This window comes from Affinundibacterium macrobrachii (assembly GCF_014652415.1).
GTDB lineage: Bacteria > Pseudomonadota > Gammaproteobacteria > Burkholderiales > Burkholderiaceae_D > Undibacterium > Undibacterium macrobrachii.
This window is the reverse complement of record NZ_BMYT01000001.1, coordinates 797231-815738: the sequence shown is the minus strand read 5'-3', so window position 1 is coordinate 815738 and position 18508 is coordinate 797231. Positions and strand designations below refer to the sequence as shown.

Sequence of the window (18508 nt, the reverse complement as noted above, 5' to 3'; positions counted from 1 at the left end):
CTAAAAAATAAGCTAATAAACAAGCTAAAAATTCACTGAGTAAAATTATGTCTAGTATGAAAATCGCTGTGGCAGGTGCATCTGGCCGCATGGGTAAAATGTTGATCGAAACGATCGTCGCTGCGGATGATGCGCAACTTGTTGGTGCGTTGGATACTCCGCAATCTGCATTTTTGGGTATAGATGCTGGATTGTCGCTAGGTAAAACGACCGCTATTCAAATCGAATCTGATTTAGCAAAAGGCTTGGCGGATGCTGAGTTTTTGATTGACTTTACGCGTCCTGAAGGTACTTTAGAGCATTTGAAATATTGTGCCGAGCACGGTATTAAAATGATCATCGGTACCACGGGATTTGATGATGCTGGCAAAGCTGCAATCGCTGAAGCGGCAAAGAAGACCGCTATTATGTTTTCACCCAATATGAGCGTTGGTGTTAACGTGACGATGAAGTTATTAGAAATGGCCGCCAAGAGTTTTTCGCATGGCTACGATATCGAAATTATTGAAGCACATCATCGCCACAAAATTGATGCCCCGTCCGGTACTGCACTAAAAATGGGTGAAGTTATTGCAGATACTTTGGGACGTGATTTGAAAGAAGTTGGCGTATTTTCGCGTGAAGGTGTAACAGGTGAGCGTGATCCATCATCGATAGGATTTGCGACGGTACGTGGTGGCGATATTGTTGGCGATCACACTGTATTGTTCGCGGGAATTGGTGAGCGTGTCGAGATTACGCATAAGTCGTCTAGTCGTGTGACCTACGCGCACGGTAGCTTACGTGCAGCACGCTTCCTCGCGGATAAGCAAACCGGTTTGTTCGATATGTACGATGTGCTTGGTTTGAACTGAATTTAATACGGAAGTTGAGATTCGTTTATGCCGATCACACTAAGCCAATATTGGATGCAACTTGATGAGTTAGGTCGAGCCGTTGCAGTCTTTCTCATTTTGATGTCCTTGATTAGTTGGTTTACTATTTTTTCGAAAGCCTGGTCTTTTTGGCGCATACGACGTGGTACCCATGCTTTACAAGTGTTTTGGAGTGCACCAAGTATTGAGGATGCTGTTACCTTGCTAGATGCGCTCGATGTAGAAGACATTTATACGCCGCTGGCAAAACAAGGTTTGCAAGCAGTTAATCCAGCAAGCCGAGCTAAATCATTGATGGCAAAAACGGATGTTGGTGATCTAGTGACGCGAGTGTTGCGAGAAGAGCTCAATCGCGTCACCGTGCGTTTAGAGTCAGGACTGACTTTGCTAGCTTCAATTGGCGCTACCGCACCTTTCATTGGTTTGCTGGGAACTGTGTGGGGCATTTATCACGCGTTGACTGCAGTATCGGGCTCATCTGCGATTCAAATTGATCTTGTCGCTGGCCCGGTTGGTGAAGCACTAGTCATGACAGGCTTAGGTTTGATCGTGGCGATTCCAGCTGTGCTTGCTTATAACGCATTCAATCGTGTTAATCGAATTACTTTCGCTGAATTAGATGGCTTCGCCTTCGATTTGCACGCGTATTTAACCAAAGCGAATTGATTGAGGTCTGACTGATGGGATTTGGTCAATTCAAAAGTGTTGGTGGCCGTTCTGGTAAACCGATGGTGGCGATGGCCGATATTAATGTCACACCGATGGTCGATGTGATGTTGGTATTGTTAGTGATTTTTATTATTGCTGCGCCTTTGCTCAATCATGCAATACGCTTAGAGTTACCACAAGCAGAATCGTCAGCCTTACCGCAAGATTTGAAAACCATCACTTTGTCTTTTGATCCTGAGGGTAAATTATTTTGGGATGCAGAGTTAGTCACATTGGAACAAATCGGTTCGCGCTTTGAGTTGAGTGCAAAACAAAAACCGCAACCAGAAATTTTATTGCGTGCAGATAAGTCAACCCGATATGAGTCAATTGCCCAAGTTATGTCTGCTGCGCAAGCGCATGGCTTGCATAAAATTGGCTTTGCGACAGAAGCAAAGACCGCTGCGAGTTCCGCCAAATCAGCTTTGCAAGCAACTTCGCAATTATCTTCGCAATCACCCATCACTAACCTGAAAAAGTAAGTTAAAGCTGGCTTTTTCTCAGCGTATTCCCTCATATCATCGCGCTTTAGCCTTATAATCTAAGGTTAATGTAGCCTTCATCTTTTACCAATTTCACTTATTTCTTCAATCGAATTGTCATGCAAGAAAAATATAGCCCAGCAGAAGTCGAATTAGCCGCCCAACAGCATTGGACACAAACTAACGCGTTTAAAACGGTAGAAAACGATCCACGTTTCCCCAAAGGGAAGTACTACGCTTGCTCGATGCTGCCATATCCATCTGGCAAACTACACATGGGTCACGTGCGTAACTACACGATCAACGACATGCTGGCGCGCCAATTACGCATGAAGGGTTATAACGTCTTGATGCCTATGGGCTGGGATGCGTTTGGTTTGCCAGCGGAAAATGCGGCGATTGCCTACAAAAAGTCCCCAGCAGAATGGACTTACGCCAATATCGAAGATATGAAATCGCAAATGCAGCCTTTGGGCTTGGCATTTGATTGGTCACGTGAAGTGGCAACTTGCGATCCAGATTACTACCGTTGGAACCAATGGTTGTTTTTGAAGATGCTGGAAAAAGGCATTGCCTACAAAAAGACACAAGTAGTGAACTGGGACCCGATCGACCAAACCGTATTGGCGAATGAGCAGGTGATTGATGGTCGCGGTTGGCGCTCTGGTGCGATTGTTGAGAAACGTGAGATTCCAGGTTACTACTTTGGTATCACGCAATATGCGGAAGAACTCTTGTCTAGCATTGATCAACTCGAAGGTTGGCCAGATCAAGTTCGTACCATGCAGCGCAATTGGATAGGTAAGAGCGAAGGTGTGCGTTTTGCGTTCAGCCACGAGATCAAAGATGAAACTGGCGCATTGGTACAAGACGGTAAGATGTACGTCTTCACCACACGTCCTGACACCATCATGGGTGTGACTTTCTGTGCCGTCGCTGCAGAGCATCCCATTGCCACTGTCGCGGCAAAGAACAATGCAAAATTGGCCGCATTCATTGAAGAATGCAAAGCGGGTGGTACCACAGAAGCAGAAATGGCGACCAAAGAAAAAGAAGGTTTGCCTACAGGTTTATTTGTCACGCATCCATTGACTGGTGAACAAGTTGAAGTTTGGGTCGGCAACTACGTCTTGATGAGTTATGGTGATGGCGCTGTGATGGGCGTTCCTGCGCATGATGAACGTGATTTCGCGTTTGCGAAAAAATACGGTATCACGATCAAACAAGTCGTCGCCGTTGAGGGCGAGAGCTTTACCACCGATGCTTGGGCAGAATGGTATGGCGATAAACAAAAATGCGTGACGGTCAATTCTGGTAAATACGATGGTTTGAACTACAAAGCAGCCGTCGACGCCGTTGCAGCTGATTTGGTCGCTAAAGGTGTAGGCGAAAAGAAAACCACATGGCGTTTGCGTGATTGGGGCATTTCTCGTCAGCGTTATTGGGGCACACCAATTCCTATCATCCATTGCGATGACTGTGGTGATGTGCCTGTGCCTTACGAAGATTTGCCAGTGGTATTGCCGACTGAATGTATTCCAGATGGCTCTGGTAACCCATTGAAAACGCATGCTGGTTTCTTGAACGTGCCGTGCCCAAAATGTGGCAACCCAGCGCATCGCGAAACTGACACTATGGATACCTTCGTTGATTCCAGTTGGTACTTCATGCGTTATACCTGCCCTGATGCGACGACGATGGTCGATGAACGTAACGATTACTGGATGGCGATGGATCAGTACATCGGCGGTGTCGAACACGCGGTCTTGCATTTGTTGTATGCGCGCTTCTGGACTAAAGCCATGCGTGATATGGGCTTGGTGAAAATTGATGAGCCATTCAAGAACTTGTTCACGCAAGGTATGTTGTTGAATGAGTCTTACTACCGTGAAGATGCAAGCGGTAAAAAAGTATGGTTCTACCCGAACGAAGTGGAAGTGCAGCATGATGACAAAGGTCGTCCAATTTCCGCCAGTTTGAAGAGTGATGGACAGCCTGTGCAAATGGGCGGCATTGAGAAAATGTCCAAGTCCAAAAATAATGTAGTCGAGCCAAAAGATATCATCAGTCAATTCGGTGCAGATACGGCGCGTTTGTTCACCATGTTCGCAGGCCCACCAGATCAAAGTGCCGCATGGAGTAGCAGTGGTGTGGAAGGCGCATCACGCTATCTGCGTCGCTTATGGGCGACGGCCTTGAAATTCTCTGCGACGATAGCCGCTGGCGCAACCCCTGCAGCAAACTACGCAGCAGACGTTAAAGCGTTACGTTTTGAAGTGCATAGCACCTTGAAACAAATCGATGGCGATTACGATCGTTTGCAGTACAACACGGTGGTTTCTGGCGCGATGAAATTGTTGAATACAATTGAATCGTTCAAGTCAGAAGCAGAGGGTTCCGCCGCCGCGATGCGTGAAGCCTTTGGTATTTTGTTACGCGGCTTATATCCAGTTTGTCCGCATATCACACATGCCTTATGGAATGAGCTTGGCTACGCAAACGACCTCGGTGACATCATCGACGCTCCTTGGCCACAAGTCGATGCAGCGGCTTTGGTGCAAGATGAAATCGAATTGATGGTGCAAGTGAATGGCAAATTGCGCGGCAGTATCAAGGTAGCGAAAGATGCTGACAAAGCGACGATAGAAGCGGCAGCAGTAGCGAATGAAAGCGCGGCGCGCTTTATCGAAGGTGCACCGAAGAAGATTATTGTTGTACCGGGTAAGTTGGTGAATATTGTTGTTTGAGTTTGATGCTATAACTTTAATCGGCATTGCCGCAGATATGCTGAGTACGTAGAGATATCGTATGTTTAGTCCCCTCTCCCGTAAGCGGGAGAGGGTTAGGGTGAGGGTGGTTCAGAATTGAAATAGTCGTCGAAAAACATAGGAAGGTGAAAAGCCCCTGTCTTTTGTTTTCAATAATTTTATTCTAGGCTGAACCACCCTCATCCCCGACCCTTCTCCCGCTTGCGGGAGAAGGGAGTTTGAAATCCCAGTTGTTAAGTAGAGTGAAAGCCTCATGAGCATAAAGCGTTTTCTAAAAATTGTTAGTTATTTTGTTCTGATCATGGGTCTTAGCGCGTGCGGCTTCGCGCTGCGCGGCGCAGTCGCGTTTCCATTCCAAAGCATTTACGTCGGCTTGCCAGACAGTTCCGCCTTAGGTGGTGAACTCAAACGCAATCTACGTGCGAACGGCAAAACGGAAGTCACTTCTCAAGCGACGGTTGCGGATGTGATTTTGGATGTGTTAGGTGAGTCGCGTGATAAGACGATCTTGTCACTGAACAGCCAAGGTCGTGTGCGTGAATTTAATTTGATCTATAACTTAAAATTTCGTTTGCGCGATAAAGCCGGACGTGAAGTATTAGAACCAACCACGATTAGCTTGAAGCGCAATCTCAGTTTTAAAGAAAATGAAGTCCTCGCGAAAGAAGCGGAAGAAGCTTTGTTGTATCGCGATATGCAATCAGAATTGGTCCAGCAGATTATGCGTCGTCTCGCCGTTGTGAAGATGGATGCTTCTGCCAAAGCAGACTAAGCAAACTAAAGTCAAAACAGAATATGCAATTACGCTACGACGCTATTGATGCCCATCTCGCCAAAGGTTTGGCGGCGATGTATGTTATCTCCAGCGATGAGCATTTGCTAGTCCAAGAAACCGCTGACAAAATTCGTAAAGTCTCGAAAGCACAAGGTTTTTTAGAGCGCGAAATTCTCACGGTAGAACGCTATTTTAAGTGGGGCGAACTGCTCGCTGCGAACCAATCACAATCCTTATTTGGCGACAAAAAGCTGATTGATTTGCGTATTCCTACAGGCAAACCTGGTAAAGACGGCGGCGCAGCTTTACAAGAATATGTACGTGATCTCTCGCCCGATAACATCACTTTAATTACCTTGCCCAAACTTGATTGGGCAACGCAAAAAGCAGCTTGGGTGACGATGTTGCAGCAGGTTGCTGTGTATATCGACATCCCTTTAATTGAACGCGTTGCCTTGCCGAATTGGATAGGACAACGATTGGCGGCACAAGGCCAAAGCGCAGATCGTCAAAGCTTGGAGTTTATTGCGGATAGGGTGGAAGGAAACTTACTCGCAGCGCATCAAGAAATTCAAAAACTCGGTTTGCTACATCCACAAGGTAAATTGAGTTTTGACGTGATTCACGATGCGGTCTTAAACGTCGCTCGTTATGATGTGTTTAAACTTAACGAAGCGATGCTGGTTGGTGATGTGGCACGCTTGGTCAGAATGTTAGATGGACTCAAAGGCGAGGGCGAAGCGCTACCTTTGGTCTTATGGGCGATGGCAGAAGAGCTACGCACCTTACTCAAATTAAAATCCGGCGTCGCACAAGGACGCCCATTGGGGGCACTCTTAAAAGAGTACCGTATCTGGGGGCCAAGAGAAAAACTCATGGAACCCGCATTACGTCGTGTGAGTTTGGCGACCCTGCAAGCAGCATTACAAGACGCTGCGCAAATCGACAAAATGGTGAAGGGCTTACGTGCGCCAAAATTTGCTGGTGATGCTTGGGATGCTTTATTGCATCTGGGTTTGCGCGTAGCAAAAGCAAATTAACGCTTCGCCAAATCGCTTATTTGGGCGCATCGCATTGTTGCTCATGCTCGCAATATCGACATATTGCTGCGCTGAGCGCCTAGCGCTGCATCCCAAAAAGCAATTTTGTGAAGCTCGGCGATAGCGGGTCATTTAAACAAATTGATTTAATGTGTTCTAAACATGAGCGTTGAAAAAAATATTGGCGACGTCGCCATCTATATTCAAACCCTAGGCCAGCAAGCGCGCTTAGCATCACGTGCGATGGCAAAGGCCGACACAGCCACCAAAAACAAAGCGCTGCTTGCTATAGCTACAGCAATTCGTCGTGATGCCGCTTCTTTGCGTGCCGCCAATGAACTCGATCTGGCCGCCGCAAAAACTGCAGGCATGGATGCCGCGATGTTAGATCGCCTTGCCTTGAGCGATAAAGCGATTGCTACGATGGCAGAAGGCCTAGAACAAATTGCCCGCTTGTCTGATCCCATCGGCGAAATCTCGAATATGAAATATCGCCCATCTGGCATACAGGTTGGACAAATGCGCGTGCCGCTGGGCGTGATCGGTATTATTTATGAAGCGCGACCGAATGTGACGGTGGATGCAGCGGGTTTATGTATCAAGAGTGGTAATGCAACCATCTTGCGCGGTGGCTCCGAAGCTATTCATTGTAATCGCGCATTGGCATTATTGGTGAAAGAGGGACTAGCTGCCGCTGGTTTGCCGGAACAAGCGGTGCAAGTGGTTGATACCACCGACCGCGCTGCGGTTGGTGCTTTGATTACCATGCCAGAATATGTGGATGTGATTGTGCCGCGTGGTGGCAAAAGTTTGATAGAACGCTTGATGCGCGAAGCGACTGTGCCGATGATCAAGCATTTGGACGGCATCTGCCACGTCTATATCGACGATAAAGCAGATCTGCAAAAAGCCATCGATATAGGATTTAATGCAAAATGCCATCGCTACGGTACCTGCAATACGATGGAAACCCTATTGGTGGCTGAAGCAATTGCTCCACAGGTTTTGCCCTTGTTAGCCGAGCGTTATTTGACTGAAAAAGTAGAATTGCGTTGTGATGCACAAGCAGCACAAATCCTACACGCTTATCCTTATTTGGCAGAGGTGCAAGAAGCTGATTGGTCTACCGAATACTTAGCACCGATTTTGGCAATCAAAGTGGTGGCTGATATGAAGGAAGCAATCGAACATATCAACCGCTATTCGTCCAAGCACACCGAGTGCATCATCACCGAAGACTATAGTCGTGCCATGGCATTTTTGCGCGAAGTCGATTCGGCATCGGTCATGATAAATGCATCGACTCGATTCGCAGATGGATTTGAATATGGGCTCGGCGCGGAAATCGGCATTTCTAATGATAAACTGCACGCGCGCGGACCCGTTGGCTTGGAAGGATTAACCTCTTTGAAATACGTGGTCTTTGGTCATGGTGAAGTTCGCCAATAACAGAAATATAGTCAGAAATAAGGTCACACATGCTCTACGTTAAAGCATTTCATATCGTGTTTATCGCTTCTTGGTTTGCCGGTTTATTTTATTTGCCGCGTATTTTTGTCAATTTGGCGATGGAAACTCATCAACCCAGCATTGAACGTTTGCTGCTAATGGCACGTAAGTTGTACCGCTTTATGACCATCTTGATGATTCCCGCATTGGTTTTAGGATTTTGGTTGTGGCTAGGCTATGGTGTCGGTAAAGGGCCGGGGAATGGCTGGATGCATGCGAAGTTAGCGATTGTGGTATTGCTGATCGGCTATCACCACGCTTGCGGCAGTATCTTGAAAAAATTTGAACGCGGTCAAAACAAACGTAGCCACAAGTGGTTCCGCTTTTTCAATGAAGTGCCAGTATTGATGATGATTGCGGCGGTGATTTTGGTGGTGGTGAAGCCGTTTTAATCTGTTACTTGAAGCAACTCTTGATGCGAGTAACACTCCCTCGCCCGCAAGCGGGAGAGGGCTGGGGTGAGGGTAGTTCAGTCGAAACAAAAGTGTATTAAGCGATGAAGAGTAATACGATTTCTAAGTTCAAAATCGTATCGCCAAACAACAATGAATGCTGCCAAGTCCATCACCGCCAATAGGTGAATGTTTTGAATAATCAATTTGTGGAGTGTCTTGCATGAGCAAAGTTTGTGATTACTATTTCGCACCCCATTCACCTTGGTCTTATTTAGGGCATCAACGCTTTATCGACATCGCAGGCAAATACAAAGTAAAAATCGCTTTAAAACCTTGTGACTTAAGTCGTGTTTTTGCCGCGTCTGGCGGCTTACCATTGGCCAAACGCGCGCCGCAACGACAAGCTTATCGTCTGATTGAGTTGCAGCGTTGGAGCGATTTTTTGCAAGTCCCCATGCATGTGCAACCACAGTTTTTTCCGGTTACGCCCGATCCCGCAGCGCGATTAATCATCGCCGCACAAATCGCGCATGGTAACGAAGCCGCATTGGCTTTATCGACATCGATCATGCGTGCCATGTGGGCAGAGCAAAAAAATATCGCCGACGAAGCGACCCTAATTGGACTCGCTTGTGATGCAGATTTAGATGGCAAACAATTGGTAAAGTCAGCAGAAACCGCAGCAGTACAAGCCGATTACGAACGCAACACCAATGATGCGATCGCCGCGAATGTCTTTGGTGCCCCGTGGTATGTGTACAAAGGCGAAGGCTTTTGGGGACAAGATAGATTAGATTTTCTTGAGCGCGCATTTGCGTCTTAGTTCGAAAAAAGTATTTGCATTTAGTTTTTAGTAAGCCCTCTGATCACGCCGCGTGTTCAGAGTTTTTAAAACCATGACGGAAAAAAGGTCCCCCATGAAAACACGTTATTCTTATTTTTGCCCATGCCCACGCGGTTTGGAAACGGCTTTAGCTGAAGAACTCAACGAGATCGCCGATCTCAAATCCCCTAAGACGATACACGTACACACACAAGTACCGGGTGGCGTACATTTCTCTGGCGAACTCAATGATGCGTATCGCGTCAACTTGCATTCACGTATTGCTTCCCGCGTCCTGTTGCGAATGGCGCACGGTGGTTACACCAACGAAAACGATATCTACGATTTGACGCTGGAACAGCCGTGGGAAGATTGGTTTGGCTATCATCACACGATACGCGTCGACGTGACTGCGGTGAAGTCCCCACTCAAGAGTTTGGAGTTCACCACACTTAAAATTAAAGACGCGATCTGTGACCGTTTCCGCGATCAATTCACGCAACGCCCATCAGTTGATACCAAACAACCCGATATGCGCATCGTCGGTTTCTTAGATGCACACAACTACACCGTTTATCTCGATACTTCAGGTGAAGCCCTGTTCAAACGCGGCTGGCGTTTAGAAACAGGTGATGCACCTTTGCGTGAAAACTTAGCAGCAGGTTTGCTTCGTACTTCCGGCTGGAAGCCAGGTGTGCCTTTGTTCGACCCTATGTGCGGCTCAGGTACCATCTTGATCGAAGCAGCGCAAATGGTCGCAGGCATTCCACCGGGCATGCGTCGCGAATTCGCCTTTGAAAAATTTGCCGCCTTCAACGAAGAAGAATGGCAAGACATCAAAAACAGCATACGCGCAAATCCTTTGCCAGCAGAACCAACAATTTTCGGCAGCGATATTTCTGGCGACATGGTCAGCATGACGCGCAATAATTTGAACAAAGCTGGTATCAAATTTGAAGTACCGCTCAAGCAGATTGAGGCCCAAGAAATTAAAGCACCAACTGAGCAACCAGGTATCTTGTTAACCAATCCACCTTACGGCGAACGTATCGGCGTACGCGGTGATCAAAGTTTTGAACCCGACGATTTGGCACGCGAATTTTTCGCTGCGTTCAGCGCCACATTGAAGCAACGCTTTGCTGGTTGGAGCGTGTTCTTGTTCACTGCCGATTTGGGTTTACCAAAACTCCTACGTCTAAAAGAATCACGTAAAACACCATTCTTCAACGGTGCCTTGGAATGTCGTTTATTCCGCTTTGATATGGTGGCGGGATTTAATCGTAGAGAAGCAGCTAAGCCGAAAGAGGCTGAGTAATTTTGATGTTTTGTAGGTGCGAATAGCGTAGCGCATTCGTACCTATTCGTAGCTTTGTGTACCTAAGAGCGCGTCGAAAATTCGGTGAATGACGATGCTGCTTTATATCTGTCTTTGATTTATCTTTGAAGAGGAAAACTTGTGAAAAAGATTTTAGGACTATTCTTGTTTTGCGTCTTAACCGCTTCTGCACATGCGCAACAAATGAATGCTGGAAGCCAAGTATTAGTTTCGGGTCGTGCAGATATTAAAGTCGTGAATGATCAGGCCGTGATTAGTTTTTACGCGGAAGAAGTGGATAAAGACAAAACGCTTGCCGCTACCCGCGTCAATCAAAAAATGAAAACGAGTATCGAGTATATTAAACAGAAATACAAAGGGATTGAGCTCAGTACGCATAACTATCATTCTTCACAAACTTATGAAGAAGTTGCGAGCAAGAATGCAAATGGTATGCCGATAGTGAAGCAGCAAGCAAATGGATGGCGCGTCGGGCAGTATTTGGATTTGAAAACACGCGATTTAAAAAACTTGCCAGCCATGGTCGCCTATTTGCAGAAAACCTTGGCACTGAATAATGTGCGATTTGAAGTATCTGATGAATTGAGCAAACGGGTTGAAGCTGAACGCATCCTTGCTGGCTATAAGAATCTGAATGAAAGAATTGCGATGATCGCACAAGCGATGGGGCGTCAAGCATCCGACTTTATTATCGACTCTGTGGATTTTGAAGGTGGTGCAATTGATCGTAGCCCTGATCGTACTTATGGTCGATTTTTTACCTCCACCGTTAGCAATGTTCGAAGCGACAAAATCGTTGAGCCGGATTTTGAACCAGGTACGAGTGTGATTAGCATTCGTGTTGATGCTAAGTTGCGGGTGAAATAGCGACGTGTTCTGTTTTGGGTTCGAGTTCTTGCTAGGCGCGTATAAGATCGTGTTTTCGCATTTATGTAGGTGGTTTTGGTGTGCTTTGCGATTTAAGTTTATTGTAGTCTATAGACAGATATTCGAATGATTACGAGATTGTTAATTGTTTCTAATCTTGTCGTCCCTATGGCGAAAACCAGTAATGTAGACACCCACAACACCTTGCTTACCATAAAGTTCTAATGCGTCCCCTGGAGAAAAAGCTTGATATTCGAACATACGTTTTGATAGCTCGACATTTTGCAATTTGCCATTCCGCTGGTTCCTGAAACGAAGTACAGCAGATTTATATCTTGATCCATGAAATTCAACAGAGTCAAGTACCACGGTTTCTTTGTAGGCAGTGCTAGGTAGAGCTAGAGAAATCAACGCCCCGAACACCGGCCGAACCAAGAGAGGTCCGAGTGCTTCGGATTGTTAGATTTTTTATGCATTGTCGCGAAAAAAACAGATGTACTTAACAAAAAGATCAGCAATATAGTGAGCTTTATTAAATAATTCCTTCCTTTCCTGCTCGCTCGGCGTCTTTCCATGAGCCCTATTGTTTCTTTCTTCTCTTAGCGTATTCAAATGATGCCCTTTTGTAACAACTCCCTCTCTAACCACGCAGTCAATCATGCTTGCTAACTTTGCCATGTCCTTTGAATTTACACTTAATGATCCACTTGCTTTCTTATTTGTTAAATAATCTTTTATGCTTGTTTCAAATATCAGCCCTAACTCGAATAGCGCCATATCAACGTTCTCCATCGTTAACAATGACAATGGCCTACCAAGCAAGGAAATGGTTTTACTATTTGCTGTGTATTTAGTTACATCAATATCAATTTTTTCTACATCTTCATTGTGCAAGTAAACCGCATATAAATTATTTCCGTCTTTGTATTTTTGAATATCCTTCATCCTGTCCAGATACTGATAAAACGTTGGGCGAAGGCATTCAACGTTCTTCGAAACCTTTTTGAAAAGATCCCCTTTTTTCATTGGAATATTTGGCTGTTCAAACAAAATGGATCTAATTTCTTGCTGAACTTGATCTAGAAGAAGGGTTCGCTCCTCGATATTTACACTCAATTGATCTGAGTCTTTGCAATAAACTATTTTGTTTCTTTCACCGTTTTTTTGAGTTATTTGTAGCGCATTGGTAGAAGATACCCTTTGCCTAACACTTACCTCAGACAGACCAGTGGATGCAGATACAGCTCGTATCAACTCGGAAAGATCTATTGGGTTTCTATTTCTAATAACGGCCTTAATGGACTCATTAAAATCAGAAACTGAAATGGATTCACTCTTTTTGGCCTTTTCTACCGATTGAAGCCTCCATGCACTGAGTGCATACTCACCCCTTCCAACTCTAGAAAATTTCGTTTGATCATTTAAATAGACTTTTAAAGAGTTTGAGGAAGCATCTGGCCTTGTTTTTTCTATAGCCAGCTTTATCTCGGCGAACTTAAGCGGCTTTCCCGCTGCGTGCAGGACGTTCTCGATGGCTTGCACTATCGTTATATTGGTTATATTTTTCCAATCTGCCAGCGCCCACTCCCCGCTCTTTCCGATAGGAACAAATCTTTCATCAGCTACCAACTGATTCTTCAAGTTTGTTTCTTTCGTTAAATCTGAATAAATGGACGATTTCGACAAAAAATTTATTTCCTGAGAAATCTTCGAAAAGTGCATGGGTTTTCCGGAAGATTCGAGTACGCGGAAAGCCTTGTCTGCGGCTCTTCTAAGCCTTGAAAACTTTACAAGAATGCTATCATTGTGAAGCTCAATATCTTTGGTGGCAGATAGGGCAATTTTTATAGAATCATTCGAAATATTCGATTTCTTTCCGTTCTTTCGCTTGGCTCTCACTATTAAATCGAAAACCGGCAAAGAATCAGCTCTGTCATATATATGATCAAGAGCTTGAAAAACAGATTCGATCTCACGCTTTTCGTATTTCTCAGTTACGCACCAAGCTTCAGATATCTCCCCTCTGAATCCGACAATATTTTTAGGAAGTTTAGTGTACCCAGATACCTCCATAAGCAAATCTAAATATTCTTCACCTAGAGTCTCTCCATACTTATCCACTAATATATGCTCTATATCTTCTTTCAAAATCAACCATTCATATCCTTTCAGGCTTTCCTGAAACGATGCGTAAGCTGCATATATTTGAGAAGATAATTTCCAGGGGCATTTATTTAATTCATCTTGTAAAACCAGTCGTAGCTCTTTAATAGACTTTTCTTCAATTTGCCTTATTCTTTCCCGCGTGACGTCATAAAATGCGCCTAAATCCTCTAATGTATATCTCTTGTTTCCGTTTAAACCAAAACGCTTTTTGAGAACATCTGTATCCCGTTTATTATTCGAGGATTTCTTTTTGGATAGATACAACTCAACAATCGCTGGAAACGCTTCGACAAGATTACCGTTTGTCGACGAGAGAAATTCTTCTCTTGGATCAACATAGAGCTTTATCTTTTCGTCTGAAGCTGATTCGACTTCATGTATGAACTTATAGACTGCAGACCTTGTCTCAGAGACTGTCTTGACACCAACCCCCGTCGATTCCGATAGCTCAGACAAAGCTAGGAACACGGCTTCATAGCTGTTTTTTGCTCCAAGAGACAGCAGAACATTACGTGCACGCGTTGGTAATCCAATAGCATCTATAGGAATTTTGGAGGCTCTTTCCTTAAATGTTGGAGATATTTCTTGCAAAATTTCATTGTTTCCAAAATTCATAAGTAGATCCGATTCGAGATTTGAAATCNCCAAAATTTTGCCCGTTCAAATGCTTTATACCTGAAGCGATGATCGCCTGTCCGAATCAACGACTTGTCGTTATTCGCGCTGGTGTTCATCGCTTCACTAAATAGCATTTTTTTCGAGCTGTATAAACATACAGTTATTGTGTACTATATTTGGTTACCCAAATTTACACACTAGCTCTCTATTTCCAGGGAACTTGTATTAAGATGAAAAAACCAAAGTTAACATATTCTTAAAAAATTAGCAATGAAGTTTGAAATCTCTCGAATCCCGCATCCAGCCTAGTTCTCTTTTGTTATACCTCGTGAAAAAAGGTTTAACAGCAGGAACCCAGTAATCAGCTCGGCACAGCGGTCGCCAACATCACTGATCACATCAACAAAGCATGGCAAAGCATCAAGCGCAGTCAAGCAGGCAGCGCACTTTTGGCGTATCCTTCTACTTTCCGTGCGGCATGCTTATTGCGCATTGCATATTTCGGCCACTTCATGCATTTGGCTGCTGGCATGCCATTTCTCCCGCACTATCTTTTTTACTGACTCCCATGACTATCACTACTCGCCCTCAACTCAAAGACAGCGCATTAATCCATGATCACGCTTTTATTCAAAACAATTGGATAGATACACCAGAGCGATTTGCTGTTCATAACCCTGCCACAGGTGACTTGATTGCCGAGGTCAGTAATCTCGATACCGCCCACGCGCAAGACGCGATACAAGCCGCGCAGGACGCTTTGCATGCTTGGTCAGGATTAACCGGAAAAGAACGCGCGAACATCTTGCGTAAGTGGTTTGATTTGATCGTGGCGAATGCCGACGATTTGGCCGCCATCATGACCGCGGAGCAAGGTAAGCCTTTGGCGGAAGCGAAGGGTGAGGTTTTGTATGGTGCGAGTTTTGTTGAATGGTTTGCCGAGGAAGCAAAGCGGGTTTCAGGCGATGTATTGGCATCGACTTGGGCAGATAAGCGCACGATGGTGTTGAAGCAGCCGATTGGAGTTTGTGCAGCGATTACGCCTTGGAATTTTCCGTTAGCGATGATTACGCGTAAGGTGGCGCCAGCTTTGGCGGCGGGTTGTACGATCGTGATTAAACCTGCGGAGCAAACGCCTTTGTGCGCGTTGGCTTTGGCGGATTTGGCTCTGCGTGCTGGGATGCCCGCTGGTGTGTTGAATGTGCTGACCGCCGATGCAGAGCAATCGATTGCGATTGGTCGTGTGCTGTGCGGTAGTTCGGTCGTGCGGCATTTGTCGTTTACGGGTTCGACGCCTGTTGGTCGTATCCTGATGCAGCAATGTGCGCCGACTTTGAAGAAATTGGCTTTGGAGTTGGGTGGCCATGCGCCGTTTATTGTGTTTGAAGATGCCGACGTCGATGCTGCGGTGGAAGGTGCTTTGCAATCGAAGTTCCGCAACGCCGGACAAACTTGTGTCTGCACCAATCGCTTTTATGTACACGAATCTTTGTACGAAGAATTTTTAACGAAGTTTGCGCTCGCCAGTAAGAAAGTCGTGGTAGGCGAGGGCACGCAAATCGGCGTTAAGCAAGGCCCTTTGATTGATCAACAGGCTTTGGAAAAAGTACAAGCGCACGTTGCTGATGCGGTGGCGCAAGGTGCTCGCGTCTTGGCGGGCGGCAAGTCGCATGAAAAAGGTGGATTATTTTTTGAACCAACCATCATTGCCGACGTCAATCATCAGATGCTAGTGATGCGTGAAGAGACCTTTGGCCCTTTGGCAGCGGTAACGCGCTTTAGTAGCGAAGAAGAAGTGATCGCTGCTGCCAACGATACGGATTTTGGTTTAGCAGCGTATTTCTATGCGCGCGATATTGGCCGCGTGTGGCGCGTGGCTGAAAAATTAGAGTACGGTATGGTCGGTGTTAATACTGGCTTGATCGCGAATGAAGTGACGCCGTTTGGTGGCGTTAAACAATCTGGATTGGGACGAGAAGGTTCTAAATACGGGATGGATGAGTATTTGGAAATGAAATATGTTTGTTTGGGGGGAATTTGATTTTTTAAATCGATTTTCGATTCAATACAAAGCGTAGAGGTGTTCATATTTTATTCTTTGTGATTTCTTCGCAAGGTGAAATGGGTTTTAAGTTCCCTCCCTTTCAAGGCATCGGTAGCTATACAAGTTCAGATTTGCCTAGAAACCCCTTCTCCCGCAAGCGGGAGAAGGCGGGGATGAGGGTAGGTCAGATTGACGAAATGCATATTTAAATGCCGCGTTCTGTATTTAGAACACATGCAGTTGATATGTTTTCTCGCTTGTTAGCCTCCCTCACCCCAACCCTCTCCCGCTTGCGGGAGAGGGAGTGTTATTAGAACTCTGACTTGTATAGATACCTATGCTTTCAAGGAAGAGGGTGGGGATGGACTGTATTTTCAGAGTCGAGTTTTGGTCGTTTGAAACCCATCCCCATCCCAGCCTTCCCCTTGAAGGGGAAGGAGCTTTATCAACGATCGAATAATGTTGATCTCAGATTGGCAATGATTGGCAATTATTTGTAATTATTCGCCACGATTTGTTAATGCTTATTGATTCGCAATTTTTAGTCAGTTTTTTTTAGTCAGCATTTTAGTAGTCATTAATTCGCAATTATTCGCAATTCGTTAGAAATCGTTTTGTGCAAAATAGAAAAGAATAGAAAGTAGTTTATGCATTCCAAAATTAAATTGAGTAACGCGGGCTTGGCAACTTTACTTGCTGCCTTGTCGATGCTTGGACCATTTTCTATTGATGCGTATTTGCCGGCGTTTTCTTCTATACAAGCGAGTTTGCATGCCTCTTCGATAGAGGTGCAGCAGACTTTGACTGCGTACATGTTGTCGTTTGCCGCCATGACTTTGTGGCATGGTGCGTTGTCAGATTCATTTGGACGACGTAACGTGGTGTTGATTGCTTTGGTGGTTTTTGCAATCGGCTCGTTTGGTTGTGCTTCGGCACACACCGTCCATTATTTGTGGGTGTTTCGCATCATGCAAGGTGTGGCTGCTGGTGCGGGTATGGTGATTGGTCGGGCGATTGTGCGTGATTTGTATGAAGGCGCGCCCGCAGAGCGTTTGTTATCCTTGGTGACAATGATCTTTTCGATTGCACCAGCGATTGCGCCCATCATCGGTGGTTGGGTGGTGTCGCATTCCGATTGGCGTACGATTTTTTTACTGCTGTTTGTGTACACGGTTTTGTTGTTGATCGCTTGTTATAAATATTTGCCGGAATCTTTACCCGTCGAAAAGCGTCAACCGTTTAATGTGAATTTCTTGTGGGAGAGTTATCGCGATGTGTTTAAATCGCCTGGCTTTCATTTTATGGCAGGAACGATAGCGTGTAATTTTGCTGGTATCTTTTTGTTTATTTCCTCCGCTCCTGCCTTTGTTACACAGCACTTGAAATTAGATGCGCAAAGTTTTGGTTGGCAGTTTGTGCCCATGGTTGGTGGAATTTTCTTAGGTTCTCTTGCTGCCAATCGTTTGGCTGGACGTTTGACCATCACACGTCAGGTGAGTATCGGTTTTATGTTTTTGTTGAGCGCGGCAATAGCGAATGTGGTGTTTCATTTCTTTTCTATGCCGATGCTGCCTTGGTCGGTGATCCCTTTGTTTTTTTATGCGTTTGGAATGTCTGTTGTGTTTCCTGGTGCAACTTTAATGGTGCTTGAATTGTTTCCTCATATTCGTGGCATCGTTGCATCTTGCCAATCGGCCTCGGTTACTTTATTAAGTGCGGTAGTTGCGGGTGTGATGGCACCGGCGCTCGATCATTCGGTGTTATCGCTGGCCTTGGGGCAACTTGGCTTTGCCTTGCTAGGTTTGGCGTTGTGGTATGCGGGCCGTGTTTATGCGCGTAGGCATAAAGTGATTGGTACGCATTGATATCTATTGATACTTATCGATATTAAGATTCAGTAAACCTGCGTCATCATTCAGATGATCTCATGGCGTGACGTAGATAGCTGGCGCAGCTAGCCTATGAATTACGTCCTATTAATTGCGTCACAAAAGAAGCCGCAAATTTATAAGCGGCTTTTTTATTTCTGCTGAAATTTCTCTCTGTTGTCATGTCACATAACCGTCACTGTTGTGTCACATACATGTCATTTTTACTCTCTA

At 45.4% G+C, this 18508-nt stretch carries 14 protein-coding genes; 13 read left to right on the top strand and 1 reads right to left on the bottom strand.

The window, feature by feature from the left end; genetic code table 11:
• The first annotated feature begins 47 nt into the window (after positions 1 to 47).
• From dapB to IE103_RS03645, 11 genes are all read left to right on the top strand, one after another.
• Positions 48 to 854: a 4-hydroxy-tetrahydrodipicolinate reductase gene (dapB, locus tag IE103_RS03695; RefSeq protein ID WP_189344625.1), complete on the top strand. Its 807-nt coding sequence runs from the start codon at positions 48 to 50 to the stop codon at positions 852 to 854.
• 27 nt (positions 855 to 881) lie between these two features.
• Entirely contained in the window at positions 882 to 1541 is a 660-nt protein-coding gene (locus tag IE103_RS03690) for a MotA/TolQ/ExbB proton channel family protein (RefSeq protein WP_189344624.1), read from the top strand.
• A gap of 14 nt (positions 1542 to 1555) precedes the next feature.
• Positions 1556 to 2065, top strand: a complete 510-nt coding sequence (locus IE103_RS03685) for an ExbD/TolR family protein (protein ID WP_308426964.1) — start codon at positions 1556 to 1558, stop codon at positions 2063 to 2065.
• 119 nt (positions 2066 to 2184) lie between these two features.
• Entirely contained in the window at positions 2185 to 4812 is a 2628-nt protein-coding gene (gene leuS / locus IE103_RS03680; RefSeq protein WP_189344623.1) for a leucine--tRNA ligase, read from the top strand.
• A gap of 274 nt (positions 4813 to 5086) precedes the next feature.
• Complete coding sequence (locus IE103_RS03675; RefSeq protein WP_189344622.1) at positions 5087 to 5605, top strand: LPS-assembly lipoprotein LptE; 519 nt, start codon at positions 5087 to 5089, stop codon at positions 5603 to 5605.
• 23 nt (positions 5606 to 5628) lie between these two features.
• On the top strand, positions 5629 to 6648 hold the full coding sequence (gene holA / locus IE103_RS03670) for a DNA polymerase III subunit delta (protein WP_189344621.1): 1020 nt from the start codon (positions 5629 to 5631) through the stop codon (positions 6646 to 6648).
• Between the two features lie 162 nt (positions 6649 to 6810).
• Positions 6811 to 8097 carry a glutamate-5-semialdehyde dehydrogenase gene (locus tag IE103_RS03665; protein ID WP_189344620.1) on the top strand — a complete coding sequence of 429 codons (1287 nt, stop codon included), beginning with the start codon at positions 6811 to 6813 and terminating at the stop codon, positions 8095 to 8097.
• A gap of 29 nt (positions 8098 to 8126) precedes the next feature.
• Positions 8127 to 8549, top strand: a complete 423-nt coding sequence (locus IE103_RS03660) for a CopD family protein (RefSeq protein WP_189344619.1) — start codon at positions 8127 to 8129, stop codon at positions 8547 to 8549.
• Positions 8550 to 8772: 223 nt separating this feature from the next.
• Positions 8773 to 9375: a 2-hydroxychromene-2-carboxylate isomerase gene (locus IE103_RS03655; RefSeq protein ID WP_189344618.1), complete on the top strand. Its 603-nt coding sequence runs from the start codon at positions 8773 to 8775 to the stop codon at positions 9373 to 9375.
• Positions 9376 to 9469: 94 nt separating this feature from the next.
• Positions 9470 to 10690 (top strand): THUMP domain-containing class I SAM-dependent RNA methyltransferase, encoded by a 1221-nt coding sequence (locus tag IE103_RS03650; protein WP_189344617.1) that lies wholly within the window; start codon positions 9470 to 9472, stop codon positions 10688 to 10690.
• Positions 10691 to 10831: 141 nt separating this feature from the next.
• Positions 10832 to 11578 (top strand): SIMPL domain-containing protein, encoded by a 747-nt coding sequence (locus IE103_RS03645; RefSeq protein ID WP_189344616.1) that lies wholly within the window; start codon positions 10832 to 10834, stop codon positions 11576 to 11578.
• Positions 11579 to 12046: 468 nt separating this feature from the next.
• Here the strand turns inward: IE103_RS03645 and IE103_RS03640 are convergent, their stop codons facing one another.
• Positions 12047 to 14359, bottom strand: coding sequence for a sigma factor-like helix-turn-helix DNA-binding protein (locus IE103_RS03640; RefSeq protein WP_189344615.1), 2313 nt, complete (start codon positions 14357 to 14359; stop codon positions 12047 to 12049).
• Between the two features lie 571 nt (positions 14360 to 14930).
• On the opposite strand from IE103_RS03640, the gene IE103_RS03635 reads away from it, so the two are divergent.
• Together IE103_RS03635 and IE103_RS03630 are read left to right on the top strand one after the other, a co-directional pair.
• A complete protein-coding gene (locus IE103_RS03635; RefSeq protein ID WP_189344614.1) occupies positions 14931 to 16403 on the top strand; it encodes an NAD-dependent succinate-semialdehyde dehydrogenase in 1473 nt (490 codons plus the stop codon).
• A gap of 650 nt (positions 16404 to 17053) precedes the next feature.
• Positions 17054 to 18271 carry a multidrug effflux MFS transporter gene (locus IE103_RS03630; RefSeq protein ID WP_189344613.1) on the top strand — a complete coding sequence of 406 codons (1218 nt, stop codon included), beginning with the start codon at positions 17054 to 17056 and terminating at the stop codon, positions 18269 to 18271.
• Positions 18272 to 18508: the final 237 nt, after the last annotated feature.